Origin of the sequence: Serratia sp. FS14 (assembly GCF_000695995.1) — a bacterium.
GTDB lineage: Bacteria > Pseudomonadota > Gammaproteobacteria > Enterobacterales > Enterobacteriaceae > Serratia > Serratia nematodiphila.
In genome coordinates this window covers 1,522,673-1,549,257 of sequence record NZ_CP005927.1, presented here as the reverse complement: position 1 = coordinate 1,549,257, position 26,585 = coordinate 1,522,673, and the positions used below count along the sequence as shown (strand labels likewise).

Genomic DNA, 26,585 nt, shown 5'->3' with positions numbered 1-26,585 from the left:
GTGCCCCAACGGTATCAATGACGCTGCAACCAGGCGGCGCCCAGCCTATCCGCCGTCAGGATCGCCGCCTGCACGCCGGCAGGGGTGACCTTGAACGGCATGTTGTGAATGGTTTCACCGGCGGCGCAGCTGGCCTCGGCCACCGCCATCGTCTTCGTCGCCACGTCGCCGGTAATGCCCATCTGCGCCAGCGTGATCGGCAGGCCGATGTCATGACAGAACGCCAGCACGGTTTCAATCTGCGCCATCGGGCTGTTCTGCAGCACCAGTTGCGCCAGAGTGCCGAACGCCACTTTTTCGCCGTGATACAGGTGGTGACACTCCTCCAGCACGGTGAAACCGTTGTGAATGGCGTGCGCCGCCGCCAGCCCGCTGCTCTCGAAGCCGATGCCGCTCAGATACGTATTGGCCTCAATGATGCGTTCCACCGCTTCCGTCACCACGCCGGCTTCGACCGCCAGCTTGGCCTTCACCCCTTCGGCCAGCAGCGTGTCGTAGCACAGCCGCGCCAGACTGAGCGCCGCCAGCGTCGATTTGCCGCCGGCCATGCTGGTGGCCTGCGCGTCGAAGCAGGCCTGGGCTTCGAAATAGGTGGAGAGCGCGTCGCCCATGCCGGCTACCAGCAGGCGCACCGGCGCTTTGGCGATGATGGCGCTGTCCATCACTACCATGTCCGGGTTGCGCGGGTAGATCAGGTATTCAGCGAATTCGCCCTGTTCGGTGTAGATAACCGACAGCGCGCTGGTCGGCGCATCGGTGGAGGCGATGGTGGGAATGAGCACCACCGGCAGCCGTTGGTAGTGGGCGACGGCCTTGGCGGTGTCGAGCGTCTTGCCGCCGCCGACGCCGATCACCCCGCGGCAGCCGTGGGTCTGCAGCTCGCGGCCAAGGCGGTCTATCTCTTTACGGCAGCACTCGCCGTTGAAGCGGGCCGCATGATGTTTCACGCCGTGCTGCTGCAGGCTGCCCATCAGGGTGTCGCCCGCCAGCTGCATCACAAAGTCGTCGGCGATCACGAAATAATGGTCGGCGAGGGATTTGGCGTATTCGCCGACGGCGGACAGCGCATTGGCGCCCTGAATGTATTTGCCTGGTGACTGGATGATTCTCAACATAACCGGATCCTTGTAGGGAGTTGGCGATGGTAACGTTCAGATATCAGGTGATGACGCGCCGGCTTCGCCGCCGGCTTGTTGTTGTGCTTCGACTATGAGCGCCTGTCGCCCGCCTGGCGAGTCACGCGATTTTTGTTCCATTATGGAACATCATCATAGCGACAACGTTTCATGATGAAACGCTAACGCGCGTTTTTTCGCCGCGAAAGCGAACTGGCGCACACCCCAACGTATAACTGCGTAAAGAGTGGATTCTGCGGGCGTTTCAGCTTTAATTTTGACCATGTTTCCCCTATCCTTAGCGCCACTACTGGGAAAGGGCGAAAACAGCCCGCATGATGGGATTGATAACGATGAAACGGACAAAAAACATCAACCAAGAGACGTTCCGCAAATCCTGGCGCAGCTACCGTGTCGCGCCCGTGGCCTTGGCGATCAGCGCCGTCTTTATGCTGGCCGGCTGCGAGAAGAGCGATGAAACGGTCTCCCTGTATCAGAATGCCGATGACTGTTCGCGCGCCAATCCTTCGATGAGCGAGCAGTGCACCACCGCCTACAACAATGCCCTGAAAGAAGCGGCGAAAACCGCGCCGAAATACGCCACTCGCGAAGACTGCGTCGCCGAGTTCGGCGAAGCGCAGTGTACCCAGGCTCCGGCACAGGCCGGCATGGCGGCGGAATCACAAAGCAGCGGCAGCTTCTGGATGCCGCTGATGGCGGGCTACATGATGGGCCGCCTGATGGGCGGTTCCGGCTTCGCGCAGCAGCCGCTGTTCACCTCCAAGAATGCCGCCAGCCCGGCGAACGGCAAGTTTGTCGACGCCAGCGGCAAGAGCTACGGCCCGGCCACCGCCGGCGGCCGCACCATGACGGTGCCGAAAACCGCCATGGCGCCGAAGCCTGCGGTCACCAATACCGTTACCCGCGGCGGTTTCGGCGAGACCGTGGCCAAGCAGACCAGCATGCAGCGCAGCAGCGCCACCTCCAACTCCGGCTCTCGCAGCATGGGCGGTTGATGCATGAAACGTATTGCTATTACTGAGCGCCCGGACTGGCGTGAAAAAGCGACCGAGTTCGGTTTTCGTTTCCACACCATGTACGGCGAGCCGTACTGGTGTGAAGACGCCTATTACCAGTTCACGCTGGCGCAGATTGAAGAGATCGAAAGCGCCACCGCCGAGCTGCATCAGATGTGCCTGCAGGTGGTGGAGAAAGTGGTCGGCAGCGACGAGCTGATGGCCAAGTTCTGCATCCCGAAACACACCTGGGAGTTCGTGCGCAGCTCCTGGCGCACCAACCAGCCGTCGCTGTATTCGCGTCTCGATCTGGCCTACGACGGAGTCAACCCGCCGAAGCTGCTGGAGAACAACGCCGATACGCCGACCTCGCTGTATGAAGCGGCCTTCTTCCAGTGGCTGTGGCTGGAAGATCAGATCAATGCCGGCAAGCTGGATCCGCAATCGGATCAGTACAACAGCCTGCAGGAGAAGCTGATCGAGCGTTTCGCCGAGCTGAAAGCGCATCACGGCTTCGGCCTGCTGCACCTGGCCTGCTGCCAGGACAGCGAAGAAGATCGCGGCACGGTGCAATATCTGCAGGACTGCGCGCAGGAAGCCGGTCTGCCGACCGAGTTCCTGTTCATGGAAGAGATTGGCCTTGGCGAGAAAGGTCAATTCACCGATCTGCAGGATCAGGTGATCGGCAACCTGTTCAAGCTCTATCCGTGGGAATTCATGCTGCGCGAGATGTTCTCCACCAAGCTGGAAGACGCCGGCGTGCGCTGGCTGGAGCCGGCCTGGAAAAGCATCATCTCCAACAAGGCGCTGCTGCCGCTGCTGTGGGAAATGTTCCCGAACCACCCTAACCTGCTGCCGGCTTATTTCGCGCAAGACGATCATCCGCCGATGGATCATTACGTCACCAAACCGCTGTTCTCGCGCGAAGGCGCCAATATCCAGATCGTCGAAAACGGTCAGGAAGTGGCGCGCGTCGATGGGCCGTACGGTGAAGAAGGCATGATCGTGCAACAGTTCCATCCGCTGCCGAAGTTCGAAGACAGCTACACGCTGATCGGCAGCTGGCTGGTGAACGATCAGCCCTGCGGCATCGGCCTGCGCGAAGATCGCGAACTGATCACGCAGGATCTGTCGCGCTTCTATCCGCACACCATCCTCGGCTGATCGCCCCGCTGAAGGTAAAAACGCCAGTCTCTGACTGGCGTTTTTTCTTTAGCCCACCTGCACCGACAGCATGCTAAGCGCCCCCATTTCGATACCGTCGATCGGCACGCTGATGGCCTCTTTTCCATCCCAGCTGCCGAGCACATACAGCAACGGCAGATAGTGTTCCGGCGTCGGATTCGACAGCGCCGCCCCCTCATGGCGCATGAAATCCACCAGCGGATGGTTATCGCCCCGATAACGCAGGTTATCCCGGACAAAGTTATTGAATGACTCCGCCCACGGGTAGGCGCTGGTATCGCCCTGCCATTTCACCATGCGCAGGTTGTGCACCACGTTGCCGCTGGCGACGATCATCACGCCCTCGTCCCGCAGCGCGGCGAGTTTGCGGCCCAGCTCATAGTGATAGGCCGCCGGCTGCGTGCCGTCGAGGCTAAGCTGCACCACCGGAATGTCAGCATCGGGATACATCTTGATCAGGACACCCCAGGTGCCGTGATCCAATCCCCACTCGCCGAGATCCGCCGTTACCGGCACCGGCGCCAGAATTTGCTGCAGCTGCGCGGCCAGCGCGGGAGAGCCCGGCGCCGGATAGCGGGTATCAAACAGCGCCTGCGGGAACCCGCCAAAGTCGTGAATGGTTTTGGGTTTTTCCATCGCGGTGACCGCAGTGCCGCGGGTATACCAATGCGCGGAAACCGCCACGATCGCCTTCGGGCGCGGCAATGACTCACCCAACGCACGCCATGCCCGGGTGTAACGGTTGTCTTCCAGCACGTTCATCGGGCTACCGTGGCCAAGAAACAGTGCCGGCATACGAAAGGTGTTCATAGAGGGATCCTTAGTTCAAATTGTGCTATGCCGCTACATTACGCGCTTTGCCGCACCAACACAGCCGGATAACCGTGATGAAGATATTCAATAAATTTGAATTAAAAAGTGCAAAAATGCACCGGCCAACAGAAAGTTAAAAAACACATACTTTTCAATTAATTAATAAATTCCGTGAATACCATGGCATTACTGCCACACAGATCTAATTTGTGAACAATTTATGTATTTTTTGTTAACACATTCGATACACTCCTCTGTCAGTCGACAGGGTGTTGGCAGCCCGTCGGCGCTACGGGAATCACGTCTTACCAAGGAGGAATTCATGTTCAGACTCACCCGCCTGACGCTTTCCATATTCTTACTCGCCGGCTGGACGGCAAGCACCGGCGCGGCGGACAACGCGCAGCTGACGCAGCGCGAAGATCCTTACTTCCTTCAGGCGCAAACTCAGCTGCAACAGCGGCTGAAGCAAACGCCAAACACCAACCGCGCCAAAAACGTCATTCTGGTGGTCGGCGACGGCATGGGGTTTTCCACCGTGACCGCCGCTCGCATTTTTGAAGGGCAGCAGCGCGGCGTGGATGGCGAATCCAACGTGCTGGCCTGGGAAGCGTTCCCCTATCTGGCGGCGGCCAAAACCTATTCCGCCGACGCCCAAATCACCGACTCTGCGCCCAGCGCGGTAGCGATGACCACCGGCGTCAAAACCATCAACGATCTGATGGGCCTCAACCATACGGCTACCCTCAACAACTGCGAGGATCAGCAAACCAAGGCCGTCACCACGCTGTGGGAGATGGCCGCAACGCTCGGCATGTCCACCGGCGCCGTGACGACCGCCACCATTACCCACGCCACGCCGGGCGCCACCTATGCCCATATCGCCAATCGCGACTGGGAGTCTGACGCCAAAATGCCGGCGGATGCCCTGGCCGCAGGCTGCCGCGACATCGCGCGCCAGCTGGTGGAAATGAAGTACGGCAACGGCCTGAACGTAGCGATGGGCGGCGGGCGCGCCAACTTTCTGCCCGACAGCGTGAGCGATCCGGAATATCCCGGCAAGAAAGGCGCCAGAAAGGACGGCCGCGACCTGACGCAGGTCTGGATGCAACGCTACGGCGAGCGTGGGCAATACGTCTGGAATCAGGCGCAGTTCGACAAAATCGATCCGACCAAAGTCGACCACCTGTTGGCCCTGTTCGAACCGTCGCACATGAACTTCGAGCACGATCGGCGGCAAGACGCGGCGGGAGAGCCTTCGCTGGCGGAAATGACCGGCAAGGCCATCGATATTCTGTCCAGGAATCCCGAAGGCTACCTGCTGTTGGTGGAGGGCGGGCGCGTCGATCACGGCAGCCATAACGGCAATGCCTACCGCACGCTGAGCGACGCGGTCGCGCTGAACGAAGCGGTGAAAACCATTGTCGACAAGGTCAATCTGGACGACACGCTGGTGATCGTGACCGGCGATCACAGCCACACGCTGACCATCGCCGGCTATGCCAAGCGCGGCAATCCTATCCTCGGCATTTCCGTCGGCGTCGACGGCAAACCGCGGCTGGGCAGCGACGGCAAGCCATACACCACCGTCGGCTTCGCCAACGGCCCCGGCGGCGCGATCCCGCTGACCGAGCGCCCGGCATTAACCATGGAACAGGCCACCGCGCCCGACTTTATTCAGCCGGCGCTGGTGCCGCTGAAAAGCGAGACGCACGGCGGGGAAGATCTCGGCATCTACGCCATCGGCCCCTGGGCCCATCTGTTCCAGGGCACGGTGGAGGAGAACTACACCTTCCATGTGATGAATTACGCCAGCCGCATCGGCGAACGCCTGTCAAAACGCTAGCCACAAAAAAAGCCGCTTTACGCGGCTTTTTTATCGTTGAAAGCGGCCGGCGATCAGCTGGCTTTTTTCTCGTGCGCCTGGCGGTAGGCCACCAGATCTTCGATGGTCAGCACCACCATGTCGTGCTGTTTGGCGAAGGTAATCACTTCCGGCGCATGCGCCATGCTGCCATCGTCGTTGGTCAGTTCACACAGCACGCCGGCGGGTTTGAAGCCGGCCATGGAAACCAGATCGATGGTCGCTTCGGTGTGGCCGCGGCGGCTCAGCACGCCGCCCGGCTGCGCGCGCAGCGGGAACACGTGGCCCGGACGGTTCAGGTCGCTCGGCTTGGCGCTGTCTGCCACCGCCGCACGGATGGTGGTCAGGCGATCGGAAGCGGAAACCCCGGTGGTCACGCCCTGCGCCGCTTCGATGGTCACGGTGAAGGCGGTCTGGAACTGGCTGGAGTTGTTGGTCACCATCATCGGCAGCTCAAGCTGCTGACGGCGTTCTTCGGTGATGCACAGGCACACGATGCCGCTGCCGTGACGAATAGTCAGCGCCATCTGCTCAACGGTCATGGTTTCCGCGGCGAAGATCATGTCACCTTCGTTTTCACGGTTTTCATCATCGAGCACCATTACGCCGCGCCCGTTGCGCAGTGCGTCGATCGCGCGTTCAACGCGTTCTGTTGGCGTGCCGAAGTCTGAAAGTAGCGTCTGATTCATGGTAAAAAACCTCATTAAAAATTATGGATTACCAGAACCAGGGCGATCTTGAGGAGTAGCTAGCAATAGCTAAAAAAATAACGCAAGCGGGCGCATGCCCGGCAGATACCGTTACTCTCTCCCATCCGGACTATAACCGTCGGCCCCGGAATTACACCGGATCTGCTGACCTCTAACCGGCCTTTACAGGCTGGCTGAGCGCTCGCGGGCTTTCACCGTAGAAGGTGATTTACCGCCGGTGGGGACTTTCACCCCGCCCTGAGAATAAGCAAGATGACTATAACGCTAATGGGTAGACAGGGCAATTGGCAAAAGCACAATTCGGCCACGCGCGGCGAATGCGCTTAATGGTGTTTATCCGGCGGGCAACTCGCATTACACTAAGCGGCAGCTATTAAACTCTGAAAGGGATACGCCATGATTGACCCGAAAAAAATCGAACAAATCGCACGCCAGGTTCATGAGTCCATGCCTAAAGGCGTTCGTGAATTCGGGGAAGACGTTGAGAAAAAAATCCGTCAGGTGCTGCAATCGCAGTTGACCCGCCTGGATTTGGTTAACCGCGAAGAGTTCGACGTGCAGACTCAGGTGCTGTTGCGCACCCGCGAAAAGCTGGCGCTGTTGGAACAGCGCATGGCCGAGCTGGAAAGCAAGCTGAGCGCGGCGCCGGCCGCCAAACAGGAAGACGAATAATTCCCGTCAAGGGCGCGCACCGCGCGCCCTTGTTCTTTACGTCGTCCGACGTTAGCCGCGCCCGTCTTTGATCGCTTTGATGATGTTGGTGGTCGACAGGCCGTCTTCAAAGTTCAGCACTTTGACATCGCCGCCGTTGGCCCACACTTCCGCACTGCCGGCAATCTCTTCCGGCTTGTAATCGCCGCCTTTCACCAGCAGATCCGGCAGAATGTCGGCGATCAAGCGCTGCGGCGTGTCCTCTTCGAACGGCACCACCCAATCTACCGCTTCCAGCGCGCCCAGCACAATCATGCGGTTCTCCAGCGCGTTGACCGGGCGTTTTTCCCCTTTCAGGCGTTTGGTTGACGCATCGCTGTTCACCGCCACGATCAGGCGATCGCCCAGCTTGCGGGCATTGGCCAGATAAGAGACGTGACCGGCATGCAGAATGTCGAAGATGCCGTTGGTCATCACCACTTTTTCGCCGCGCTGACGCGCCTGCGCCACGGCCTGTTTCAACTGCGCTTCGGTCATCACGCCAAAACCGGTCTCGGCGCGGCCGCGCACCGCGTTCTCCAGCTCGATCGGCGACACGGTGGACGTGCCGAGCTTGCCCACCACCACGCCGGCGGCGGCATTGGCCAGGAAACAGGACTCTTCCAGCGAGTTGCCGGCGGCCAGCGAAGCGGCCAGCACGCCGATCACGGTGTCGCCGGCGCCGGTCACATCGAACACTTCCTGCGCCTGGGTCGGCAAGTGCAGCGGCTCAACGCCCGGCTGCAGCAGCGTCATGCCGTGTTCGGAACGGGTAACCAGCAGCGCCGACAGCTCGAAATCCGCCACCAGCTTCATGCCGCGCTCCACCAGTTCCGCTTCATCCTTACAGTGGCCCACCACCGCTTCGAACTCGGACAGGTTCGGCGTCAGCAGCGTCGCGCCGCGATAGCGCTCGAAATCGGATCCTTTCGGATCGATCAGCACCGGCACCTTGGCGGCGCGCGCCAGTTGGATCATGCCCTGCACCTGGCTGAGCGCGCCCTTGGCGTAATCGGACAGCACCAGCGCGCCGATCTGCGGCAGCGCCTGCTGAATGCGCTCCAGCATCGGCTGCGGATCAACGTTGGAGAAGCCTTCTTCGAAGTCGAGACGGATCAGTTGCTGGTTGCGCGACAGTACGCGCAGCTTGGTAATGGTCGGATGGGTCGGCACCGAGACGAAGTCGCAGCGCACGTTGACTTCATTCAGCTTGGCGCTCAGCGCCCGCGCCGCATCGTCGATGCCGGTCAGGCCCACCAGACGGGAAGTGGCGCCCAGCGAAGCGATGTTCATCGCCACGTTAGCCGCGCCGCCGGGACGCTCTTCGATGGTATCGACCTTGACCACCGGCACCGGGGCTTCCGGTGAAATGCGGCTGGTCGGCCCATACCAATAGCGATCCAACATGACGTCACCGACCACCAGCACACCGGCGCGGCGAAAATCAGGCAGCGTAACTTTCATCCGATAACTCCAAAAAAGAACAAAATTTTAGTGGCGCAGATATTACCACAGACCGCCGGAATACCCGCAAAAAGGTATTAATCCAGCCATTTGGCCCAGCTGGCGCGCACCTGCTCGCGCTCGGCGGCAAACAGCTCGCTGCCGACCTTGCCGGAATGTTCCTGCAGCGCCAGGTGGTGGATCTCGTCGCGCATGGTGACATAGGCCTGGGTCAGCGCACGCGCCTCCTCTTCCGGCATGATGTCGTAATTGGCCATCAGCTCGAAGATACGCACGTTGTCCGACCAACGCGTTAGCCGCGGTTCACCCGGCGCATAGCGTAAGACCAGATATTGGGCGATAAATTCGATGTCGGTAATGCCGCCCTCATCGGTTTTGATATCAAACAGATCGCGCTGCTTGTTGCCGAGATGGTTGCGCATCTTTTCGCGCATCTCGCGCACTTCACGCTTCAGCACCTGCGCATCGCGCGTTTTGCACAGGATCTCGCGCCGGATCGCGTCGAACTGCTGATGCAGCGCCGGATCGCCGTGCACGATGCGCGCGCGCACCAGGGCCTGATGCTCCCAGGTCCAGGCTTCGTTTTGCTGGTAGTCGGCGAATGCCTCGACGGTGCTGACCAACATCCCCGCGGCGCCGGAAGGCCGCAGGCGCGCGTCCACCTCATACAGAATGCCGGAGGAGGTGCGGGTGCTGAACAGATGCATCACCCGCTGCGCCAGCCGCAGGTAGAACTGGCGGCCGTCGATGCAGCGATCGCCGTCGGTCATCACCTCCGGCGGGCAATCCAACAGGAACACCAGATCGAGATCGGAACTGTACCCGAGCTCCCAGCCGCCCAGTTTGCCGTAGCCGATCACCGCAAAGCCGCGCCCCTCCCGCTCCTGCAAATGGGTGGGCTGGCCGTAGCGCGCCACCATGTCGCTCCAGGCCTGTTGCACCACCGCGTCGATGATCGCCTCAGCCAGATAAGTCAGGTGATCGCTCACTTTCATCACCGGCAGCGCGCCGGCGATATCCGCCGCCGCGATGCGCAACTGCTGCGCCTGTTTGAACTGGCGCAGCGCCTCCAGCTTTTGCTCTTCGTCGTCTTCCGGCACCCGCAGCAGATACTGCCGCAGCTCGCTGCGGTAAGCGTCCAGCGCCACCGGCTGATACAGCGTGGCTGGATCCAGCAGTTCGTCCAGCAACAGCGGGTAACGCGACAGCTGGTTGGCGACCATCGGCGACGCGGCGCACAGGCGGATCAGATGGCTGAGCGCCGCATGGTACTCCACCAGCAACTCGAGGTAGGTGGTGCGGGTGACGATGCTCAGCAGCAGCTGCGCCAGCCGCACCAGCGCAGTCGGCGCGTCCTGGCGCGGGCATACCTCCGCCAGCAGGCGCGGCATCAGCTGATCGAGCACGTCGCGGCCGCGCGGGCCGATGGTGCGTTTGTCTACGTCGTGGCGGAAATCGGCGATGGTGCGCAGCATCTGTCGGCGCCCCTCTTCATCGAGGTGCGGCATCAGCGGCGCCAGCTCGTTCTCCTCCAGCGCGTCCTGCCACAGGCTGTGGTAGTGCTGATAGTCGGGATCTTCGCCGACATCCGGGCTATCGTCGCCGATCAGGTCGTCGAACACCGCACGCACCGCCTGCATGTGCGCGTCCAGCGCCGCCATCAGCGCCGGCCAATCCGCCAACCCCATGCCGTAGGCCAACCGGGCCTGATCGAGTGCCTCCTGCGGCAGCGTCTGGGTTTGCTGATCGCCAATCGCCTGCAGCAAGTTCTCCAGCCGCCGCAGGAACAGGTAGGCGGCGCTCAGCGCCCGCACCTGCTCGCTTTCCAGCAGCCCCAGCTCACCCACCGCCTGCAACGTCGGCAACAGCGAACGCCCCTGCAACGCCGGTTCACGGCCGCCGCGGATCAGCTGGAATACCTGAGTGATGAATTCGATTTCGCGAATGCCGCCGGCGCCCAGCTTGATGTTGTCCTTCAGACCGCGCCGCCGCACTTCGCGGGCGATCATGCCCTTCATGTTGCGCAAAGATTGGATGACGCTGAAATCGATGTAGCGGCGGAACACGAACGGCCGCAGCGTTTTGCGCAGCTCCTGGCTGTAGGCGTCTTCCGCCCCGCCCATCAGGCGCGCCTTTACCATCGCATAGCGTTCCCAGTCACGCCCCTGTTCCTGGTAGTAATCCTCCAGCGCCGCAAAGCTCATCACCAACGGGCCGCTGTCGCCGAACGGCCGCAGCCGCATGTCCACGCGATAGACGAAGCCATCGATGGTCTGTTGATCCAGCGCCTTGATCAGCCGCTGGCCGAGGCGGGTGAAGAACTGGGCGTTATCCAGCTCGCGCCGCCCGCCCTGGGTTTGACCATTTTCCGGGTAAGCGAAGATCAGATCGATGTCCGACGAGAAGTTCAGTTCGCCGCCGCCCAGCTTACCCATGCCGAGGATCAACAGCGGCTGCGGCTCGCCGGCGGCGTTGCACGGCGTGCCCCATTCGCGGCAGCAGGTTTGGTACAGCCAGTCGCGCGCGCTGACGATCAGCGTCTCCGCCAGCCCGCTCAGCTGCAGCAACGTTTCTTCGGTCGAACACAGCCCCTGCGCCTGCGCCCAGGCGATGCGCACCAGCGTTTCGCGGCGAAACAGACGCAGCGTGCGCATCAGCTGCGCTTCGTCGCGTACCTCTTCCAGCTCGTCCTGGAGCCAGGCGGCATAGTGTTGCCACTCGCCGGGTGCCGGCGGCTGTTCGCGCAGCGTTGCCAGCCAGGCCGGCTGGGCGAGCAGCGCGTCGCTGACGAAGTCGCTCGACGCCAGCACCCACTGCTCTTGCTCGCTAAAGGCGCAGTCCGCGCCGTGAACTTCCTGAAAACGCTGCACAACCTGCTGTGCCTGAGCCTGTAACGCGGCTGAAAGTGGCGACATAGTGTTTGACCCGTTCTGCGGCCCACGGCTGGCGGGCCGGCTGGATTAACGAAGCGCGCCGTTTAACCAGAATGGCGCATGCGATAAGGCCTGTTTGCGGCTGGCTTCATACCAGCCCTGGCGGCGCTCGCTCAGCGCCGCCTGCAGCTCGCGCCAGGCCTCGATATAAGGCCCGGTCTGCTCGTCGGGGTAAGCGCCCGACAGCAGGACCAGCGCCGAAATCTGACGCGTCAGGCGCGGCAATTGTTCCTGATATTCATCTTCGTTCAGCGTACGGCTGAAGGCCTCTTTCAGCTCCGCGCCGCTGCGCCCCAGCATGATGTCGCTGAAGCGTTTGAAAGAACCGTCCAGCTTGGCCTGCGCTTTGGCGTCGATAAACGGCCGCCAGGCGCCGCTCACCAGCCATGATGTGAGCGCCAACTTACATTGCAGGTAGACCGCGCTGTAACACAGGATCTCCGGTTGCGCGGTTTTGTCCGCCAACAGCGGTTCGAGCTCGGTCAGGCGGGCGCGCAGATCGGCACTGGCCTTGCGCGGCACCAGGCCGCCGAAGATCACCAGTGCCTGGCGGATCGTGCCAACCGCCTCAATCACCGAAGCGCGCGCCTGCGCGTCGCCGCGCAGCCACAGCTCTTCATGGTACTGCCAGTGGCTGAGCGCCAGCTCGAAGGCGGCGATCATCCCCTGCTCCACGGTCGCCTTCGCCGCCGGCTTCAGCACCCGCAGCGGGCGCACCTCACGCGGCGGATTGCCCTGCGCCAGGTGGTAACCGCGCGCCGCCTTGCTCAGGCTGCCCTGACGCAGCCCGTCGTGCGCCGCCAGCTCACCGGCCAACGCCAGCAGATCGGCGGTATTGCCTTTCAGCAGTTCCAGTTCTATCTCGCTCAAGGCTTCGCTGAGGCCACCAGCACGCACTTCTCCTTGATCCAGGCCAATCTCTATCTCGCTTTGGCCGTAAGTAACCACCCACTTCTCACGCACGAAATCCGTACGGAACAGCGGTTGCAACGCCTGCTGCAGCGCCGCGATATCGCAATCCTGCGGCCAGATGTCGGCAGGAAACTGCGCCAACGCCAGCTGCGGCTCGGCGATAGCGACATTGTATTCCGGGCGCTGGTGCAGGCCGCCCACCACTTTACCGGCGGTTTTAATGGTCATCTCATAGCGATCGTCGAAACCGCGAATGCGCAGCCCCATGTCGTGACTGCGCAGGAAGTTGTCGGCCGTTTCGAAGTAAATGTTGGTCAGCTTTTGCGGCGCGGAATGCTGATGCGGCCAGGCGGCGAGCCAGTGTGGCAGAGCGGCCACCGCTTGCGGCACGGCGATGAATTTCAGTTCAATTTCAACGGTCATAATTCTTTAACACCAATAAGTTACGCATTCGCGTCGGTTTCAGCGCGGCGCGCTCGGCCCGCCGTATGCTGCCCACTGACGCACAGTTGCCGTTATCTTACCGCGATTCCCAGCGCCTTAACCCTGCTAACTGTAGAAAAAACCTGTTACGTTATAAAACGCTGCGCAACTCACAGAATCAGCCACAGTAAGATAGTTCTCATTCCGGTTTTGGCGTTGCGTCGTCAGACTGAACCCTCTACTATCGTTCCATAAATTCACCCAGAAACGATGAACTAATGCAGAAATTACGCCTGATTTTCCTTGCCGCGCTGAGCTTCAGCATCACTTGGGCCGCACATGCCGAAGATAAACGCTATATCTCCGATGAGTTAAGCACTTACGTCCATAGCGGCCCAGGTAATCAGTACCGTATTGTCGGCACTCTGAACGCCGGTGAAGAAGTGACACTGCTGAGCGTCAACGACAGCACCAACTACGGCCAGATCCGCGATCCGAAAGGCCGCACCACCTGGATCCCGCTCGACCAACTCAGCCAGACGCCAAGCCTGCGCACCCGCGTGCCGGAGCTGGAACAACAGGTGAAAACCCTGACCGACAAGCTGACCAACATCGATAACACCTGGAACCAGCGCACGGCGGAAATGCAGGAAAAAGTCGCAGGCAGCGACAGCACCATCAGCAGCCTGCAGAAGGAAAACCAGGATCTGAAAAACCAGCTGGTGGTCGCGCAGAAGAAGGTTAACGCCGTTAACCTGCAGCTCGACGACAAACAGCGCACCATTATTCTGCAGTGGTTCATGTACGGCGGCGGCGTCGCCGGCGTCGGTTTGCTGCTGGGCCTGCTGTTGCCGCACCTGATCCCGCGTCGCAAGAACAACAATCGCTGGATGAACTGATCTCAGTATCGTTCAGTTTGAGTTTGGGCGCCTGCGGGCGCCTTTTTCATTGGCGCCGACATCCCGCGTCCAATTCATGTAATCTGATAGACAGAGCCTTACACGATATTCAGGAGTCAACAGTGCAGATTTATCTGGTCGGCGGCGCCGTTCGCGACAGCCTGCTCAACATTCCGGTGGTCGATCATGATTGGGTGGTGGTGGGCGCCACGCCGGCGGAGCTGCTGGCATTGGGCTACCAGCAGGTCGGCAAAGATTTTCCGGTGTTCCTCAATCCCGATACCCACGAGGAGTACGCGCTGGCGCGCACCGAGCGCAAATCCGGCCAGGGGTACACCGGTTTTACCTGCTATGCCGCGCCGGACGTCACGCTGGAAGAAGATCTGCTGCGGCGCGATCTGACCCTCAACGCCATCGCTCGTTCCGCCGAAGGGGAACTGATTGACCCCTACGGCGGCGTGGCCGATCTGCAGGCGCGCGTGCTGCGCCACGTTTCCGACGCGTTCGGCGAAGATCCGCTGCGCGTGCTGCGCGTGGCGCGATTCAATGCTCGCTTCGTCCATCTGGGTTTTCGCATCGCCGACGAAACGCTGGCCTTGATGCGCCGGATGGCGCACAGCGGTGAACTGGCCGCGCTGACCGCCGAACGCGTCTGGAAGGAAACCGAAAAGGCGCTGCAAAGCCAGAGCCCGCAGGTCTATTTTCAGGTGCTGCGCGACTGCGATGCGCTGGCGGTGCTGTTCCCGGAAATCGACGCGCTGTTCGGCGTGCCGGCCCCCGCCAAATGGCATCCGGAGATCGACACCGGCGTACATACGCTGATGGCGCTGGCGATGGCCGCCCGCCTCACTCCCGAGGTGGACGTACGCTTCGCCACCCTGTGTCATGACCTCGGCAAAGGGTTGACGCCAAAAGAGTTCTGGCCGCATCACCACGGCCACGGCCCGGCGGGCGTGCGGCTGGTCGAAGCGCTATGCCAGCGGCTGCGGGTGCCTAACCCGGTGCGCGATCTGAGCAAGCTGGTGGCCGAGTACCATGATTTGATCCACACCGTGAATAAGCTGCGGCCGGAGACCCTGCTGAAGCTGTTCGACGCCATCGACGTCTGGCGCAAGCCCCAAAGGCTGGAGCAGATGATCCTGACCAGCGAAGCGGACGCGCGCGGCCGCACCGGCTTTGAGGAGAATCCTTATCCGCAGGGCGACTATCTGCGCCAGGCGTATCAGGTGGCGAACGCGGTATCTATTAAAGAGGTGGTAGCCAGCGGGCTGCAGGGCACCGCGATCCGCGATGAGCTCAAACGCCGTCGCCAGCAGGCGCTGGCCGACTGGAAGCTCAACCAAACCATCCTCAACGATCAGGCATAAAAAAACCCCGCAGAGCGGGGTTTTTTCTTGCCATCGGGCTTACAGGAATACCATGTAAACCACGGCCGCCACGATAAAGCGGTAGATGGCGAACGGCACGAACGAGATGCGTTTGATCAGCGACAGGAAGGTCTTGATCGCAATCAGCGCCACCACGAAGGCAGTAACGAAACCGACGGCGAACATCGGCAGATCGCCCCAGGTCAAGAAGTGCAGGCTCTTGTACAGATCCAGACCGCTGGCGCCAATCATCATCGGCACCGCCAGGATGAAGGAGAACTCGGACGCCGCATAGCGGTTTACGCCCACCAGCATACCGCCGGCGATAGTGGACCCCGAACGGGAGAAACCCGGCCACAGCGCCAGGCACTGGAAGCAGCCGATCATGAACGCCTGGCGGTAGGTGATGTCATCCAGCCCTTCCGCTCTCGGCTTCTTCGGCTTCAGCCATTCCGCCGCCAGCAACAGCAGGCCGCCGACGACCAACGCGTACATCACGTTTTTCGGCGCGAACAGCGATTTAATCACATCGTGGAATACCAGACCCAGCACCACCGCCGGGATCATCGCCAGCAGGATATGCCCCAGCTTCAGTTGGCCGCTGGTTTTGCCCTCGTGCTCCACTGGCTTGCCGCCGAAATGGATGCCGATCAGGCCGAACAACCGGCGCCAGAACATCACCACCACGGCCAGGATAGACCCCAGTTGGATGATGACTTCAAAGGTTTTGGCTTTGTCGCCGGTAAAACCCAGCCACTCGCCAACGATAATCATATGCCCGGTGGAAGACACCGGCAGAAATTCGGTTAACCCTTCGACAACCCCAAGAACAAACGCAATAAACAGTGAATGCATGTCAGCCATGTGCTTCGCTCACCCCATAAAATAACGGCCATCACATAAAAAAGCGGCAGTGCTTAAAAGACAATGCCGCTAAAACAATTCTCAGGATTAAGACCAGCTTAACGGTCTTTCGTTGCAAGCAGATGACATAAAATCATGCGGGACGAGTGCCGCGCTCAATGATCACGCCGACCCGATTGGCATGTGCTACAGCGCCCGGTTTGCTGACCTTAATACGGACCCACGGGGAATTGAAGCGTTGAAGCAAAATTTCGGATATTTCCTCCGCCACGCGCTCCACCAGCGCGAACCGGTTCGACTCCACGTGATGGATCACGGCGTCGCTGACATCGGCATAGCTCAGACAGTCAGTTACATCGTCGCTGGCGGCGGCCGGCCGGTTATCCCAGCCCATTTCGATATCGAACACCAGCTTCTGACGAATGCCCTGTTCCCACTCATAAACGCCAATGGTGGTAATTACGGTAAGCTCTTCAATAAATACGATATCCATCACGTCATTCTCTGTTTTTGGCCTTGCCGGATACCACTTCCAGCGGAATGTGCGTATTATCCATAGATGTTGCGAGTAAAACGACCATTATTAAACGGAACCGCGTTATGAGTGCTACCGCGCTTGGCATGATTATCTTCGCGTATCTGTGCGGCTCGATTTCCAGCGCGATCCTGGTTTGCCGGATCGCCAGGCTGCCGGATCCGCGTGAACATGGCTCAGGAAACCCCGGGGCGACCAACGTCCTGCGCATCGGCGGCCGGCTGGCGGCGGCGGCGGTGCTGGTGTTCGATATTCTGAAAGGGATGCTGCCGGTCTGGCTGGCCTACAAACTCGATGTGCCGCCGCTATATCTGGGCCTGACGGCGATCGCCGCCTGTCTTGGGCACATCTATCCGGTGTTCTTCCACTTCCGCGGCGGTAAAGGCGTGGCGACGGCGTTTGGCGCCATCGCACCTATCGGCTGGGATCTGACCGGCCTGATGACTGGCACCTGGCTGTTGACGGTGCTGCTCAGCGGCTACTCTTCGCTCGGCGCCATCGTCAGCGCGTTGATCGCCCCGTTCTACGTCTGGTGGTTCAAACCGCAGTTCACCTTCCCGGTAGCGATGCTCTCCTGCCTGATCCTGATGCGGCATCACGACAATATTCAGCGCCTGTGGCGCGGCCAGGAAGGCAAGATCTGGGGCAAGTTCCGCAAGAAGAAAAACGACGCGGATAACGGCGACCAGCCGAGAGAGGAATAACAGAAGGGCCGGATAATCCGGCCCTTTGCTTTATACCGCAGGCAGTTCCGCCAGCGGCCAGCGCGGCCGCACGGAAACGCTCAGCTCCGGGTTGGCGCCGCTCTTCAGGCGCACCATGCCGGCATAGGCGATCATCGCGCCGTTGTCGGTGCAAAATTCCGGGCGGGCATAGAACACCTCCCCGCCGCGTTTCTGCATCATCTCCGCCAGTTTGGCGCGCAGCGTGCGGTTGGCGCTCACGCCGCCGGCCATCACCAGGCGTTTGAAGCCGGTCTGCTCCAGCGCGCGTTTGCATTTTATCGCCAGCGTATCCACCACCGCATCCTCGAAGGCGCGGGCGATGTCGGCACGCGTCTGATCGTCGTTGCCGTTGGAGCGAATGGTGTTGGCGGCAAAGGTTTTCAGCCCGGAGAAACTGAAGTCCAGCCCCGGACGATCGGTCATCGGCCGCGGGAAGGTGAAACGCCCCGCCGTGCCCTGCTGCGCCATCTTCGACAGCATCGGCCCGCCAGGATAATCCAGGCCGAGCAGCTTGGCGGTTTTGTCGAACGCTTCACCGGCCGCGTCGTCGATCGACTCGCCCAGCAACTCATACTCACCGATGCCGGTGACGCTGATAAGCTGGGTGTGGCCGCCGGAGACCAACAGCGCGACGAACGGAAACGCCGGCGGGTTGTCTTCCAGCATCGGCGCCAGCAGGTGGCCTTCCATATGGTGCACCGGCACTGCCGGCACGTTCCAGGCGAACGCCAGCGCGCGCCCCACGGTTGCGCCGACCAGCAGCGCCCCCACCAGGCCCGGCCCGGCGGTGTAAGCCACGCCGTCGATATCGGCCGGGGTCAGGTTGGCCTCTTTCAGCGCCGCCTGAATCAGCGGCACGGTTTTGCGCACGTGATCGCGGGAGGCCAGTTCCGGCACTACGCCGCCGTAGTCGGCGTGCAGCTTCACCTGGCTGTATAATTGGTTGGCCAACAAACCGGTTTGATCGTCATACACTGCAATTCCGGTTTCATCGCAGGACGTTTCTATACCCAGTACTCGCATTACATTTCCCATCATTCACGTGCGGCCGCCAGTCTACCACATTCCGCCGCATTTACCGCCGGTGCGGCGCATCTTGTCACCGGCTTGCGCCTATGTCGATGATTCATCCAGAAAATGCCTGAGCGATTAAACACGAGCATTTTTTTCTGATTAGTCTATAATCAGCGCCCGGTGCAAAATTGCGCACGTTGCGGCAGAGCGACGCGGGTTTCAATTTGCTGTGATGCTTTACAAAGCAGCATCCATTGGAGTAAAATTCCGCACCATTTTGAAAAGGCTGGCGCTTGGCCAGCAACAAACCGAATTTTATTGAGGTGAGAGGCACATGCCGGTAATTAAAGTACGTGAAAACGAGCCATTTGACGTTGCTCTGCGTCGTTTCAAACGCTCTTGCGAAAAAGCAGGTGTTTTAGCTGAAGTTCGTCGTCGTGAGTTTTATGAAAAACCAACTACCGAACGTAAACGCGCTAAAGCTTCTGCTGTGAAACGTCACGCGAAGAAACTGGCTCGCGAAAACGCACGCCGCACTCGTCTGTATTAATTCTTCGGGGGCAACCCCACCGCGTGAATTTCTGATTTTCAAAATCGCGCAGACCGAGTAGTTGCATACGAAGGCCGTGCTTTCCGAAAGGAATGCGCGGCTTGTTCTCGTTTATAGGCTAATGAAGTAAGGGCTTATGGCTGGACGAATTCCGCGCGTATTTATCAATGACTTGCTGGCTCGCACCGACATCGTCGATTTGATCGACGCCCGCGTGAAGCTCAAGAAGCAAGGCAAGAACTATCACGCGTGCTGTCCGTTCCACCACGAAAAGACGCCTTCCTTTACCGTTAATGGCGAAAAGCAGTTTTATCACTGTTTTGGGTGTGGTGCGCACGGCAACGCCGTCGACTTTTTGATGAATTACGACCGACTCGAGTTTGTCGAAACCATCGAAGAACTGGCGACCATGCACGGGCTGGAAGTGCCTTACGAAGCGGGCACCGGGCCAACCCAGATCGAACGCCATCAGCGCCAGAGCCTGTACCAACTGATGGAACAGCTCAGCGCGTTCTATCAACAGTCACTGCAGCAGTCCTCCGGGGCGCCGGCGCGCAACTATTTGCAGCAGCGCGGGTTAAGTGACGACGTTATTCGCCATTTCGCCATCGGCTTCGCGCCGGCGGGATGGGACAACGCCCTGAAGCGTTTCGGCCGCGACGCCGACTCGCGCCGCGCATTGAACGATGCCGGCATGCTGGTGACTAACGATCAGGGGCGTTCGTACGACCGTTTCCGCGAACGGGTGATGTTCCCCATCCGCGACAAGCGTGGGCGCGTGATCGCCTTCGGCGGCCGCGTATTGGGCGACGGTATGCCGAAGTACCTGAACTCGCCGGAAACCGAAGTTTTCCATAAGGGCCGTCAGCTGTACGGCCTGTATGAAGCACAGCAGAACCACCCTACCCTGCAGCGGCTGCTGGTGGTGGAAGGGTATATGGACGTGGTGGCGTTGGCGCAATTCGGCATCGACTATGCCGTCGCCTCGCTCGGCACCTCGACGACGGCGGAACACATTCAGCTGTTGTTCCGCGCCACCGACAACGTCGTCTGCTGTTACGACGGCGACCGCGCCGGCCGCGAAGCGGCCTGGCGGGCGCTGGAAACCGCGCTGCCGTACCTGAATGACGGGCGCCAGCTGCGGTTCATGTTTTTGCCCGACGGCGAAGATCCGGACACGCTGGTGCGCAAGGAAGGCAAAGAAGCCTTCGAGCAGCGAATGGAGCAGGCGCAGCCGCTGTCCACGTTCCTGTTCGAAAGCCTGCTGCCGCAGGTGGATTTAAGCAGCCCGGACGGGCGCGCCAAGCTGAGCACGCTGGCGCTGCCGCTGATTACTCAGGTGCCGGGCGAAACGTTGCGCTTGTACCTGCGCCAGGAGCTCGGCAACAAGCTGGGGCTGCTGGACGACAGCCAGCTCGACAAGCTGATGCCCAAGCAGGCTGAAAATGCGAATCCTTATCAGGCGCCCCAGCTAAAACGCACAACCATGCGTATACTGATAGGGTTACTGGTGCAAAATCCGCAGTTGGCTACACTTATCCCTTCGCTGGAAGGGTTGGAGCAGACCAAACAGGCGGGATTGCCGCTGTTCGTCGAACTGGTGCAGACCTGTTTGGCGCAGCCGGGTCTGACGACCGGGCAATTGCTGGAGCTGTATCGCGACAACAAATTCAGCCAGCAGCTTGAAACCTTGGCGACCTGGAACCATATGATCGTTGAGGACATGGTCGAGCAGACCTTTTTGGATACGTTGGCCAGCCTGTACGACTCGGTGCTCGAGCAACGGCTGGAAACGCTGATCGCCCAGGCCAGAACGCGCGGCCTGAGCGCGGAGGAACGTGAAGAAGTCCGTTCTCTCAACCAGGTTTTAGCGAAGAAAAACTGAATACCAAACGGCTTAAGTGCCGATAATTGCGAGGGCAGAGCCCTGCACAGTGCCGCCATAGTGGGCCGCGGCGATAACGAAAACGCCCCAAATGCTATTGTTGGCGGTTTCGCCGACCGACACCAACCTAAATACTCTGAAGTGTGGATACCGTCTTATGGAGCAAAACCCGCAGTCACAGCTGAAGCTACTTGTCACCCGTGGTAAGGAGCAAGGCTATCTGACCTATGCTGAGGTCAATGACCATCTGCCGGAAGATATCGTCGACTCCGATCAGATCGAAGACATCATCCAGATGATTAACGACATGGGCATCCAGGTGATGGAAGAAGCACCGGACGCCGATGACCTGCTGCTCGCCGAAAACTCGAACAGCACGGACGAAGATGCGGAAGAAGCCGCCGCACAGGTTCTGTCCAGCGTGGAATCCGAAATCGGCCGCACCACCGACCCGGTGCGCATGTACATGCGCGAAATGGGTACCGTCGAACTGCTGACGCGCGAAGGCGAAATCGACATCGCCAAGCGCATCGAAGACGGCATCAACCAGGTACAGTGCTCGGTTGCCGAATACCCGGAAGCCATCACTTACCTGCTTGAGCAGTACGATCGCGTCGAAGCGGGTGAAGCGCGCCTGTCCGATCTGATCACCGGCTTCGTCGATCCTAACGCGGAAGAGGACATCGCCCCAACCGCCACTCATATCGGTTCTGAACTGTCGAGCGAAGAGCAAGACGACGACGAAGAAGATGAAGACGACGAAGACGACGACACCGAAGACGACAACAGCATCGATCCTGAGCTGGCGCGTCAGAAGTTCGCCGAGTTGCGCGATCAGTATGAAGCGACCCGCCTGGTGATCAAGAAAAACGGCCGCAGCCACGCCAGCGCCGCGGACGAGATCCTGAAGCTGTCTGAAGTGTTCAAGCAGTTCCGCCTGGTGCCGAAACAGTTCGACTTCCTGGTCAACAGCATGCGCACCATGATGGACCGCGTTCGCACCCAGGAACGCATCATCATGAAGCTGTGCGTTGAACAGTGCAAAATGCCGAAGAAAAACTTCGTCACCCTGTTCGCCGGCAACGAAACCAGCGATTCCTGGTTCGAAGCGGCGCTGGCGATGGCCAAGCCATGGTCGGAAAAGCTGAAAGACGTTGCTGAAGACGTGCAGCGCAGCCTGCAGAAACTGCGTCAGATCGAAGAAGAAACCGGCCTGACCATCGAGCAGGTCAAAGACATCAACCGTCGCATGTCGATCGGTGAAGCGAAAGCTCGCCGCGCGAAGAAAGAGATGGTTGAGGCCAACCTGCGTCTGGTTATTTCTATCGCCAAGAAATACACCAACCGCGGCCTGCAGTTCCTGGATCTGATCCAGGAAGGCAACATCGGCCTGATGAAAGCGGTAGACAAGTTCGAATACCGCCGCGGCTACAAGTTCTCGACGTACGCCACCTGGTGGATCCGTCAGGCTATCACCCGCTCCATCGCCGACCAGGCGCGCACCATCCGTATTCCGGTGCATATGATTGAGACCATCAACAAGCTCAACCGTATTTCGCGCCAGATGCTGCAAGAGATGGGCCGCGAGCCGACGCCGGAAGAGCTGGCCGAGCGCATGCTGATGCCGGAAGACAAGATCCGCAAAGTGCTGAAGATCGCCAAAGAGCCAATCTCGATGGAAACGCCGATCGGCGACGACGAAGATTCGCATCTGGGCGACTTCATCGAGGATACCACCCTCGAGCTGCCGCTGGACTCCGCGACCTCGGAAAGCCTGCGTTCCGCCACCCACGACGTGCTGGCCGGCCTGACCGCGCGCGAAGCGAAAGTGCTGCGCATGCGTTTCGGCATCGACATGAACACCGACCACACGCTGGAAGAGGTTGGCAAGCAGTTTGACGTTACCCGTGAGCGTATTCGTCAGATCGAAGCCAAGGCGCTGCGCAAGCTGCGTCACCCAAGCCGCTCCGAAGTGCTGCGCAGCTTCCTGGACGATTAAGTCCGGCGGTTGCACTCAAAACAAAAACCCCGGCCTGCCGGGGTTTTTTTATGCCTCAGAACATGCTGTTGCCGCTGGCGGTCTTCTCCGGCACCGGCTGTGTCACGTCCCAGTGTTCAACGATCTTTCCGGCGCTGTCCAGACGGAATATATCGACGATCGCCGCGGTCTTGCCGGCCTCGCGCCCGCTGACCTCCACATGCAAAATCACGAAGTCGCCGTCGACGAACGCTTGTTTCACCTCACTGTGCGAATTGGGGTAACGCGTTTTCAGCAGCTCGACAAATTGACGAAAACCCGCCACGCCGTCTTTGGCATTGGGGTTATGCTGTTTGTATTGTTCGCCCAAAAACGGCCGCGCCGCCGCAAAATCCTTGTTGTTCAGCCCCTGCCGATAAAACTCCAGCACGTTCTGCTTGTTGCGCGCTTCCTGCGGCGAATGCCCCGCCTGTGCAGCGCCGGTCACCAATAACAGCGCCATCAAACAACCTTTCATCATCGATGTCATCGCAATTTCCTTATGTCATTGCAGCGCCAGGAACAGCTCGCGATAGCTGGCGGTCAGTTGCTCCAGCGTGGCGCGATTCAATCCGCTGGGGTTGGGCAATACCCACACCTCGGTTTCTCCCAGCATCATCGTCTGCTTGCCCCAGGGCGCGTTTTTCACCCCGAAGGCGGTGGTGAACGCCTGCTTGCCCAAGATCGCCAGCGCGCGCGGCTGATAGCGCAGGATTTTCTCTTGCAGCGCCTCACCGCCGCTGCGCAACTCGACGCGCGACAGCTCGCTGGCCGCCACCGTCGGGCGCGCCACCAGCGCGGTAATACCGCAGCCGTTGTCCTTCAGCTGCTGCCACTGCTCCGGCGCCAGCTGGCTCGCGGTAAAGCCGGCCTGATGGATCACCTTCCAGAAGCGGTTGCTGCCGTTGGCGAAAGGATAGCCCTGATGGGCGGAAGAAAGGCCGGGGTTGATGCCGCAAAACACCACCCGCAGGTTGGGCGCCAGAAGTTCCATGAGTGTCGTGAGTCCATTGCAGGGATTTACTGCGGTTATCGCAAAATCCGCCAGCAATTACAACAGGCTAGAACTGCGCAGAAAAGCAACATACGGGCGGGTAACAGTAGACCGATGCTTAAGGATTCCCTATAATCTCGCGGCTTGGCCCCTTAGCTCAGTGGTTAGAGCAGGCGACTCATAATCGCTTGGTCGTTGGTTCAAACCCAACAGGGGCCACCAAATTATCAAGGGGTTACGTTAACAGCGTAGCCCCTTAGTTTTTTCTGCGGCGCAACCAGGCATTCGCCTCTTTTGGCAACAGAACGCAAATTTCATTCGCCCCCCTGCCGCCTCTAGCGTGAATTAACATCCTCACCGGCCTCGCTATTTTGCGCGTCGAATGCGGTTCTCGCCGCATCAATATCGGCAATATGCTCATTCGCCCAGGTTCCCAGCGCGATGACGGGTACGGTCAATGAGCAACCGAGCGGCGTCAATTCATATTCGACGTGCGGCGGCATGACGGCAATAACTGTCCGCTTGACTAACCCATCTCGTTCCATATTGCGCAGGCACAGCGTCAGCATCCGCTGAGATATTCCATTGATTGTACGCTTTATTTCAGTGAATCGGCGTGGCCCGTTCGCCAAGAACATAATGATCAGGACACTCCACTTCTCACCAACGCGCGCCAATACCTGGCTGATCTTTTGGCAGTCGGCATGTCTTAAATCTCGAGGTTGATTAGTCACATTCATGATACCGGGTTCTCCTAATGTGCCTTATTGTCTGCCATTTTAGGACATGGTTATATTGTTATCCCTGGTTACCATTTTATACCTAAGGATTTCATCATGACACTGCTTCATATCGATTCCAGCATTCTCAACGAACAATCGGTTAGCCGCCAGCTCACGGCGGCGATCGCCAAACAGCTGTCTGCAGCTAAGCCAGACGCCAGGATCATCCACACCGATCTCGCCGCCGACCCGATTAACCACCTTTCCAGCGCCGAATTTCTGGCTCTGCAGGGCGTGGAGCCGCAAGACGAGCACGTCAAACAGGCCGTTGCCCGCAACGCCAAACTCGTCGACGACTTCCTTGCCGCCGATGTCATTATCGTCGGTGCGCCTATGTATAACTTTACGTTGCCGACTCAGCTGCGCGCCTGGCTTGACCGACTTGCAGTGCCAGGCAGAACTTTCCGCTATACGGAAAACGGCGCTGAAGGCCTCGCCAAGGGGAAACGCGTTATCGTTGCTTCCACCCGCGGTGGCCTGTACGGCGAAGGCACGCCACTGGCCTTCCTGGACCATCAGGAAACCTATCTGCGCAGTTTCTTCGGCTTCCTTGGTATTACGGACATCACCTTCATTCGAGCAGAGGGACTGGCACTCAGCCCGGAAAACCGTACTGTCGCCATCGATGCAGCCGCGGCTCAGATTGACGGCCTGACCGCTTAATCGGGGCCGGTTCAGAACAGCAAGAGCAGGTTCGCGGCCAGTCCCTTTTTTGGGCTGGCCACCGGCGATGCAATACCGCTCAATCCTATGGCTGTGCCGCGTACCCCGGAATTCGTTCGCGCCGGATTTGTAAACTGGAGATTCAATCATGAACACCACGTTGACCTCACCACTCGCGCCCAACCCGCGGCGTATAACACAACGCACCCGAGGCCACGGCCACGGCCCGATCACCCGGCTGATGAGCCCTTCCGACCTGGGCCAGGTGATTAAACCTTTCGTATTCCTCGATCTGTTCGAGGCGGATCAGCACACCATGGCAATGCTGGCCAACATGCCGCTGCATCCGCATTCAGGCATAGCCACCGTGACCGTGCCGCTCGAAGGCGCTTTTCACTACGAAGATCCTGCCAGCGGCGCTGTCGGGACGCTCGGCTATGGCGCAGTGGAGTGGGCGCGTGCCGGCGGTGGGATGTGGCACGGCAAGGAATTGTCCGCCACGGATACGCCGCGCATCCAGGGATTCCAGCTCTGGCTGGCCCTGCCCGCCGAGCTGGAGAACGGTGAACAGGAAAGCCGTTATATCGAAGCCCGGAACATGCGCCAAATCGGGCCGGCGCATGTCATCATTGGCAACCATGAAGGCGTGCAAAGCCCGGTGCCCGCGCAGGAAGGCATCAATTACTTGCTCGTCACACTCAAACCGGGCGAACGCTGGACCTACCTCCCGCCAGCCAAGCATTCGGTCGGCTGGCTCGCACTGGCCAAAGGCCGTCTCAGCGCAGACGCGCCTATCAACGCGGGCGAGATGGTGGTATTCGAACCGGGGGAAATGTCCATTGTGCTTGAAGCATCCGGCAATGAAGATGCCGTATTCGTTCTCGGCTCAGCCGTGCCTCATCCGTATCCGCTGCACCTCGGCGCCTATTCGGTACATACCTCAGCATCCGCGCTGGAAGCCGGCGAACGTCGCATCGCCGAACTGGGGCGCAGACTTAAAGAGGCCGGCGAGCGACGTACGGCCTCGGGTACGATCCCCGTCTTTCGATGACGTTGATGATGGGATCACAATCTGCGACGAACGATCCAGGGCAGGCTACTCACATGCGCCGACGCATCCGGCCGTTCGCTGGCGGCGCAACGTGATATTATCGCCCCACTCCCT

At 59.9% G+C, this 26,585-nt stretch carries 24 protein-coding genes, 1 tRNA gene and 1 riboswitch; of the genes, 13 read left to right on the top strand and 12 right to left on the bottom strand.

The genetic code is table 11. The annotated features are described in order from the left end of the window. Nucleotides 1-14: 14 nt before the first annotated feature. Entirely contained in the window at nucleotides 15-1,115 is a 1,101-nt protein-coding gene (locus L085_RS07120; protein WP_044030426.1) for a glycerol dehydrogenase, read from the bottom strand. Between the two features lie 353 nt (nucleotides 1,116-1,468). Between L085_RS07120 and L085_RS07115 the strand changes: the two genes are divergently transcribed. After that, the gene (locus L085_RS07115) at nucleotides 1,469-2,131 is read left to right on the top strand and encodes a DUF1190 family protein (protein WP_004937226.1); all 663 of its coding nucleotides are present in this window, start codon (nucleotides 1,469-1,471) and stop codon (nucleotides 2,129-2,131) included. A gap of 3 nt (nucleotides 2,132-2,134) precedes the next feature. Continuing rightward, nucleotides 2,135-3,295, top strand: a complete 1,161-nt coding sequence (locus L085_RS07110; protein WP_021505070.1) for a glutathionylspermidine synthase family protein — start codon at nucleotides 2,135-2,137, stop codon at nucleotides 3,293-3,295. Between the two features lie 48 nt (nucleotides 3,296-3,343). Here the strand turns inward: L085_RS07110 and ygiD are convergent, their stop codons facing one another. Further along, nucleotides 3,344-4,126: a 4,5-DOPA dioxygenase extradiol gene (ygiD, locus tag L085_RS07105; protein WP_044030425.1), complete on the bottom strand. Its 783-nt coding sequence runs from the start codon at nucleotides 4,124-4,126 to the stop codon at nucleotides 3,344-3,346. A gap of 325 nt (nucleotides 4,127-4,451) precedes the next feature. Between ygiD and L085_RS07100 the strand changes: the two genes are divergently transcribed. After that, nucleotides 4,452-5,975 (top strand): alkaline phosphatase, encoded by a 1,524-nt coding sequence (locus L085_RS07100; protein ID WP_044030424.1) that lies wholly within the window; start codon nucleotides 4,452-4,454, stop codon nucleotides 5,973-5,975. Between the two features lie 53 nt (nucleotides 5,976-6,028). On the opposite strand, the gene ribB is transcribed toward L085_RS07100, so the two are convergent. Continuing rightward, entirely contained in the window at nucleotides 6,029-6,682 is a 654-nt protein-coding gene (gene ribB / locus L085_RS07095) for a 3,4-dihydroxy-2-butanone-4-phosphate synthase (protein ID WP_004937218.1), read from the bottom strand. A gap of 109 nt (nucleotides 6,683-6,791) precedes the next feature. Continuing rightward, nucleotides 6,792-6,952, bottom strand: a riboswitch (FMN riboswitch). Nucleotides 6,953-7,099: 147 nt separating this feature from the next. Here ribB and L085_RS07090 point away from each other — a divergent pair. Beyond that, nucleotides 7,100-7,375: an accessory factor UbiK family protein gene (locus tag L085_RS07090; protein WP_004937216.1), complete on the top strand. Its 276-nt coding sequence runs from the start codon at nucleotides 7,100-7,102 to the stop codon at nucleotides 7,373-7,375. 51 nt (nucleotides 7,376-7,426) lie between these two features. Here the strand turns inward: L085_RS07090 and hldE are convergent, their stop codons facing one another. The 3 genes from hldE to L085_RS07075 form a co-directional block, all read right to left on the bottom strand. Beyond that, nucleotides 7,427-8,857, bottom strand: a complete 1,431-nt coding sequence (hldE, locus tag L085_RS07085; protein WP_033644597.1) for a bifunctional D-glycero-beta-D-manno-heptose-7-phosphate kinase/D-glycero-beta-D-manno-heptose 1-phosphate adenylyltransferase HldE — start codon at nucleotides 8,855-8,857, stop codon at nucleotides 7,427-7,429. Nucleotides 8,858-8,934: 77 nt separating this feature from the next. Then, entirely contained in the window at nucleotides 8,935-11,772 is a 2,838-nt protein-coding gene (gene glnE, locus L085_RS07080) for a bifunctional [glutamate--ammonia ligase]-adenylyl-L-tyrosine phosphorylase/[glutamate--ammonia-ligase] adenylyltransferase (protein ID WP_044030423.1), read from the bottom strand. 45 nt (nucleotides 11,773-11,817) lie between these two features. Beyond that, complete coding sequence (locus tag L085_RS07075; protein ID WP_044030422.1) at nucleotides 11,818-13,125, bottom strand: inorganic triphosphatase; 1,308 nt, start codon at nucleotides 13,123-13,125, stop codon at nucleotides 11,818-11,820. Nucleotides 13,126-13,403: 278 nt separating this feature from the next. On the opposite strand from L085_RS07075, the gene L085_RS07070 reads away from it, so the two are divergent. After that, a complete protein-coding gene (locus L085_RS07070) occupies nucleotides 13,404-14,024 on the top strand; it encodes a TIGR04211 family SH3 domain-containing protein (RefSeq protein WP_033632054.1) in 621 nt (206 codons plus the stop codon). Between the two features lie 122 nt (nucleotides 14,025-14,146). Beyond that, a complete protein-coding gene (locus L085_RS07065) occupies nucleotides 14,147-15,391 on the top strand; it encodes a multifunctional CCA addition/repair protein (RefSeq protein WP_044030421.1) in 1,245 nt (414 codons plus the stop codon). A 39-nt stretch (nucleotides 15,392-15,430) separates the two neighbouring features. Here the strand turns inward: L085_RS07065 and bacA are convergent, their stop codons facing one another. Further along, nucleotides 15,431-16,255, bottom strand: coding sequence for an undecaprenyl-diphosphate phosphatase (gene bacA / locus L085_RS07060; protein WP_033639357.1), 825 nt, complete (start codon nucleotides 16,253-16,255; stop codon nucleotides 15,431-15,433). 133 nt (nucleotides 16,256-16,388) lie between these two features. Then, complete coding sequence (gene folB / locus L085_RS07055; RefSeq protein ID WP_044030418.1) at nucleotides 16,389-16,748, bottom strand: bifunctional dihydroneopterin aldolase/7,8-dihydroneopterin epimerase; 360 nt, start codon at nucleotides 16,746-16,748, stop codon at nucleotides 16,389-16,391. A 107-nt stretch (nucleotides 16,749-16,855) separates the two neighbouring features. Here folB and plsY point away from each other — a divergent pair, with 107 nt between their 5' ends. Next, entirely contained in the window at nucleotides 16,856-17,494 is a 639-nt protein-coding gene (gene plsY, locus L085_RS07050) for a glycerol-3-phosphate 1-O-acyltransferase PlsY (RefSeq protein WP_004937201.1), read from the top strand. 30 nt (nucleotides 17,495-17,524) lie between these two features. Here the strand turns inward: plsY and tsaD are convergent, their stop codons facing one another. Further along, nucleotides 17,525-18,538: a tRNA (adenosine(37)-N6)-threonylcarbamoyltransferase complex transferase subunit TsaD gene (gene tsaD / locus L085_RS07045; RefSeq protein ID WP_004937199.1), complete on the bottom strand. Its 1,014-nt coding sequence runs from the start codon at nucleotides 18,536-18,538 to the stop codon at nucleotides 17,525-17,527. A gap of 325 nt (nucleotides 18,539-18,863) precedes the next feature. Between tsaD and rpsU the strand changes: the two genes are divergently transcribed. The 3 genes from rpsU (at nucleotide 18,864) to rpoD (ending at nucleotide 22,963) form a co-directional block, all read left to right on the top strand. Further along, nucleotides 18,864-19,079: a 30S ribosomal protein S21 gene (gene rpsU / locus L085_RS24410; RefSeq protein WP_001144069.1), complete on the top strand. Its 216-nt coding sequence runs from the start codon at nucleotides 18,864-18,866 to the stop codon at nucleotides 19,077-19,079. Between the two features lie 136 nt (nucleotides 19,080-19,215). Next, the gene (gene dnaG, locus L085_RS07040) at nucleotides 19,216-20,964 is read left to right on the top strand and encodes a DNA primase (protein ID WP_015379098.1); all 1,749 of its coding nucleotides are present in this window, start codon (nucleotides 19,216-19,218) and stop codon (nucleotides 20,962-20,964) included. Nucleotides 20,965-21,121: 157 nt separating this feature from the next. Continuing rightward, nucleotides 21,122-22,963 (top strand): RNA polymerase sigma factor RpoD, encoded by a 1,842-nt coding sequence (rpoD, locus tag L085_RS07035; RefSeq protein ID WP_004937194.1) that lies wholly within the window; start codon nucleotides 21,122-21,124, stop codon nucleotides 22,961-22,963. 55 nt (nucleotides 22,964-23,018) lie between these two features. On the opposite strand, the gene L085_RS07030 is transcribed toward rpoD, so the two are convergent. Both L085_RS07030 and mug read right to left on the bottom strand, forming a co-directional pair. Further along, nucleotides 23,019-23,462: a nuclear transport factor 2 family protein gene (locus tag L085_RS07030; protein WP_041922282.1), complete on the bottom strand. Its 444-nt coding sequence runs from the start codon at nucleotides 23,460-23,462 to the stop codon at nucleotides 23,019-23,021. Between the two features lie 24 nt (nucleotides 23,463-23,486). Further along, nucleotides 23,487-23,975 carry a G/U mismatch-specific DNA glycosylase gene (gene mug / locus L085_RS07025; protein ID WP_044030415.1) on the bottom strand — a complete coding sequence of 163 codons (489 nt, stop codon included), beginning with the start codon at nucleotides 23,973-23,975 and terminating at the stop codon, nucleotides 23,487-23,489. 146 nt (nucleotides 23,976-24,121) lie between these two features. On the opposite strand from mug, the gene L085_RS07020 reads away from it, so the two are divergent. Further along, nucleotides 24,122-24,197: transfer RNA gene (locus tag L085_RS07020), tRNA-Ile, on the top strand. A 113-nt stretch (nucleotides 24,198-24,310) separates the two neighbouring features. Here the strand turns inward: L085_RS07020 and L085_RS07015 are convergent. Further along, nucleotides 24,311-24,715, bottom strand: coding sequence for a helix-turn-helix domain-containing protein (locus L085_RS07015; RefSeq protein WP_044030414.1), 405 nt, complete (start codon nucleotides 24,713-24,715; stop codon nucleotides 24,311-24,313). A 96-nt stretch (nucleotides 24,716-24,811) separates the two neighbouring features. On the opposite strand from L085_RS07015, the gene L085_RS07010 reads away from it, so the two are divergent. Both L085_RS07010 and L085_RS07005 read left to right on the top strand, forming a co-directional pair. Next, nucleotides 24,812-25,420, top strand: a complete 609-nt coding sequence (locus tag L085_RS07010) for an FMN-dependent NADH-azoreductase (protein ID WP_015379138.1) — start codon at nucleotides 24,812-24,814, stop codon at nucleotides 25,418-25,420. A 148-nt stretch (nucleotides 25,421-25,568) separates the two neighbouring features. After that, nucleotides 25,569-26,471, top strand: coding sequence for a pirin family protein (locus tag L085_RS07005; protein ID WP_044030412.1), 903 nt, complete (start codon nucleotides 25,569-25,571; stop codon nucleotides 26,469-26,471). The last annotated feature ends 114 nt before the right edge of the window (nucleotides 26,472-26,585 follow it).

What these genes read in the sequence shown, in the direction of transcription:
- hldE (WP_033644597.1), bottom strand. Translation starts at nt 8,857, where the DNA reads ATGAAAGTTACGCTGCCTGATTTTCGCCGCGCCGGTGTGCTGGTGGTC.
- L085_RS07015 (WP_044030414.1), bottom strand. Translation starts at nt 24,715, where the DNA reads ATGAATGTGACTAATCAACCTCGAGATTTAAGACATGCCGACTGCCAA.
- L085_RS07010 (WP_015379138.1), top strand. Translation starts at nt 24,812, where the DNA reads ATGACACTGCTTCATATCGATTCCAGCATTCTCAACGAACAATCGGTT.
- L085_RS07005 (WP_044030412.1), top strand. Translation starts at nt 25,569, where the DNA reads ATGAACACCACGTTGACCTCACCACTCGCGCCCAACCCGCGGCGTATA.
- folB (WP_044030418.1), bottom strand. Translation starts at nt 16,748, where the DNA reads ATGGATATCGTATTTATTGAAGAGCTTACCGTAATTACCACCATTGGC.
- rpoD (WP_004937194.1), top strand. Translation starts at nt 21,122, where the DNA reads ATGGAGCAAAACCCGCAGTCACAGCTGAAGCTACTTGTCACCCGTGGT.
- dnaG (WP_015379098.1), top strand. Translation starts at nt 19,216, where the DNA reads ATGGCTGGACGAATTCCGCGCGTATTTATCAATGACTTGCTGGCTCGC.
- L085_RS07030 (WP_041922282.1), bottom strand. Translation starts at nt 23,462, where the DNA reads ATGATGAAAGGTTGTTTGATGGCGCTGTTATTGGTGACCGGCGCTGCA.
- L085_RS07110 (WP_021505070.1), top strand. Translation starts at nt 2,135, where the DNA reads ATGAAACGTATTGCTATTACTGAGCGCCCGGACTGGCGTGAAAAAGCG.
- L085_RS07075 (WP_044030422.1), bottom strand. Translation starts at nt 13,125, where the DNA reads ATGACCGTTGAAATTGAACTGAAATTCATCGCCGTGCCGCAAGCGGTG.
- L085_RS07115 (WP_004937226.1), top strand. Translation starts at nt 1,469, where the DNA reads ATGAAACGGACAAAAAACATCAACCAAGAGACGTTCCGCAAATCCTGG.
- ygiD (WP_044030425.1), bottom strand. Translation starts at nt 4,126, where the DNA reads ATGAACACCTTTCGTATGCCGGCACTGTTTCTTGGCCACGGTAGCCCG.
- L085_RS07100 (WP_044030424.1), top strand. Translation starts at nt 4,452, where the DNA reads ATGTTCAGACTCACCCGCCTGACGCTTTCCATATTCTTACTCGCCGGC.
- plsY (WP_004937201.1), top strand. Translation starts at nt 16,856, where the DNA reads ATGAGTGCTACCGCGCTTGGCATGATTATCTTCGCGTATCTGTGCGGC.
- L085_RS07070 (WP_033632054.1), top strand. Translation starts at nt 13,404, where the DNA reads ATGCAGAAATTACGCCTGATTTTCCTTGCCGCGCTGAGCTTCAGCATC.
- tsaD (WP_004937199.1), bottom strand. Translation starts at nt 18,538, where the DNA reads ATGCGAGTACTGGGTATAGAAACGTCCTGCGATGAAACCGGAATTGCA.
- glnE (WP_044030423.1), bottom strand. Translation starts at nt 11,772, where the DNA reads ATGTCGCCACTTTCAGCCGCGTTACAGGCTCAGGCACAGCAGGTTGTG.
- rpsU (WP_001144069.1), top strand. Translation starts at nt 18,864, where the DNA reads ATGCCGGTAATTAAAGTACGTGAAAACGAGCCATTTGACGTTGCTCTG.
- L085_RS07120 (WP_044030426.1), bottom strand. Translation starts at nt 1,115, where the DNA reads ATGTTGAGAATCATCCAGTCACCAGGCAAATACATTCAGGGCGCCAAT.
- mug (WP_044030415.1), bottom strand. Translation starts at nt 23,975, where the DNA reads ATGGAACTTCTGGCGCCCAACCTGCGGGTGGTGTTTTGCGGCATCAAC.
- L085_RS07090 (WP_004937216.1), top strand. Translation starts at nt 7,100, where the DNA reads ATGATTGACCCGAAAAAAATCGAACAAATCGCACGCCAGGTTCATGAG.
- bacA (WP_033639357.1), bottom strand. Translation starts at nt 16,255, where the DNA reads ATGGCTGACATGCATTCACTGTTTATTGCGTTTGTTCTTGGGGTTGTC.
- ribB (WP_004937218.1), bottom strand. Translation starts at nt 6,682, where the DNA reads ATGAATCAGACGCTACTTTCAGACTTCGGCACGCCAACAGAACGCGTT.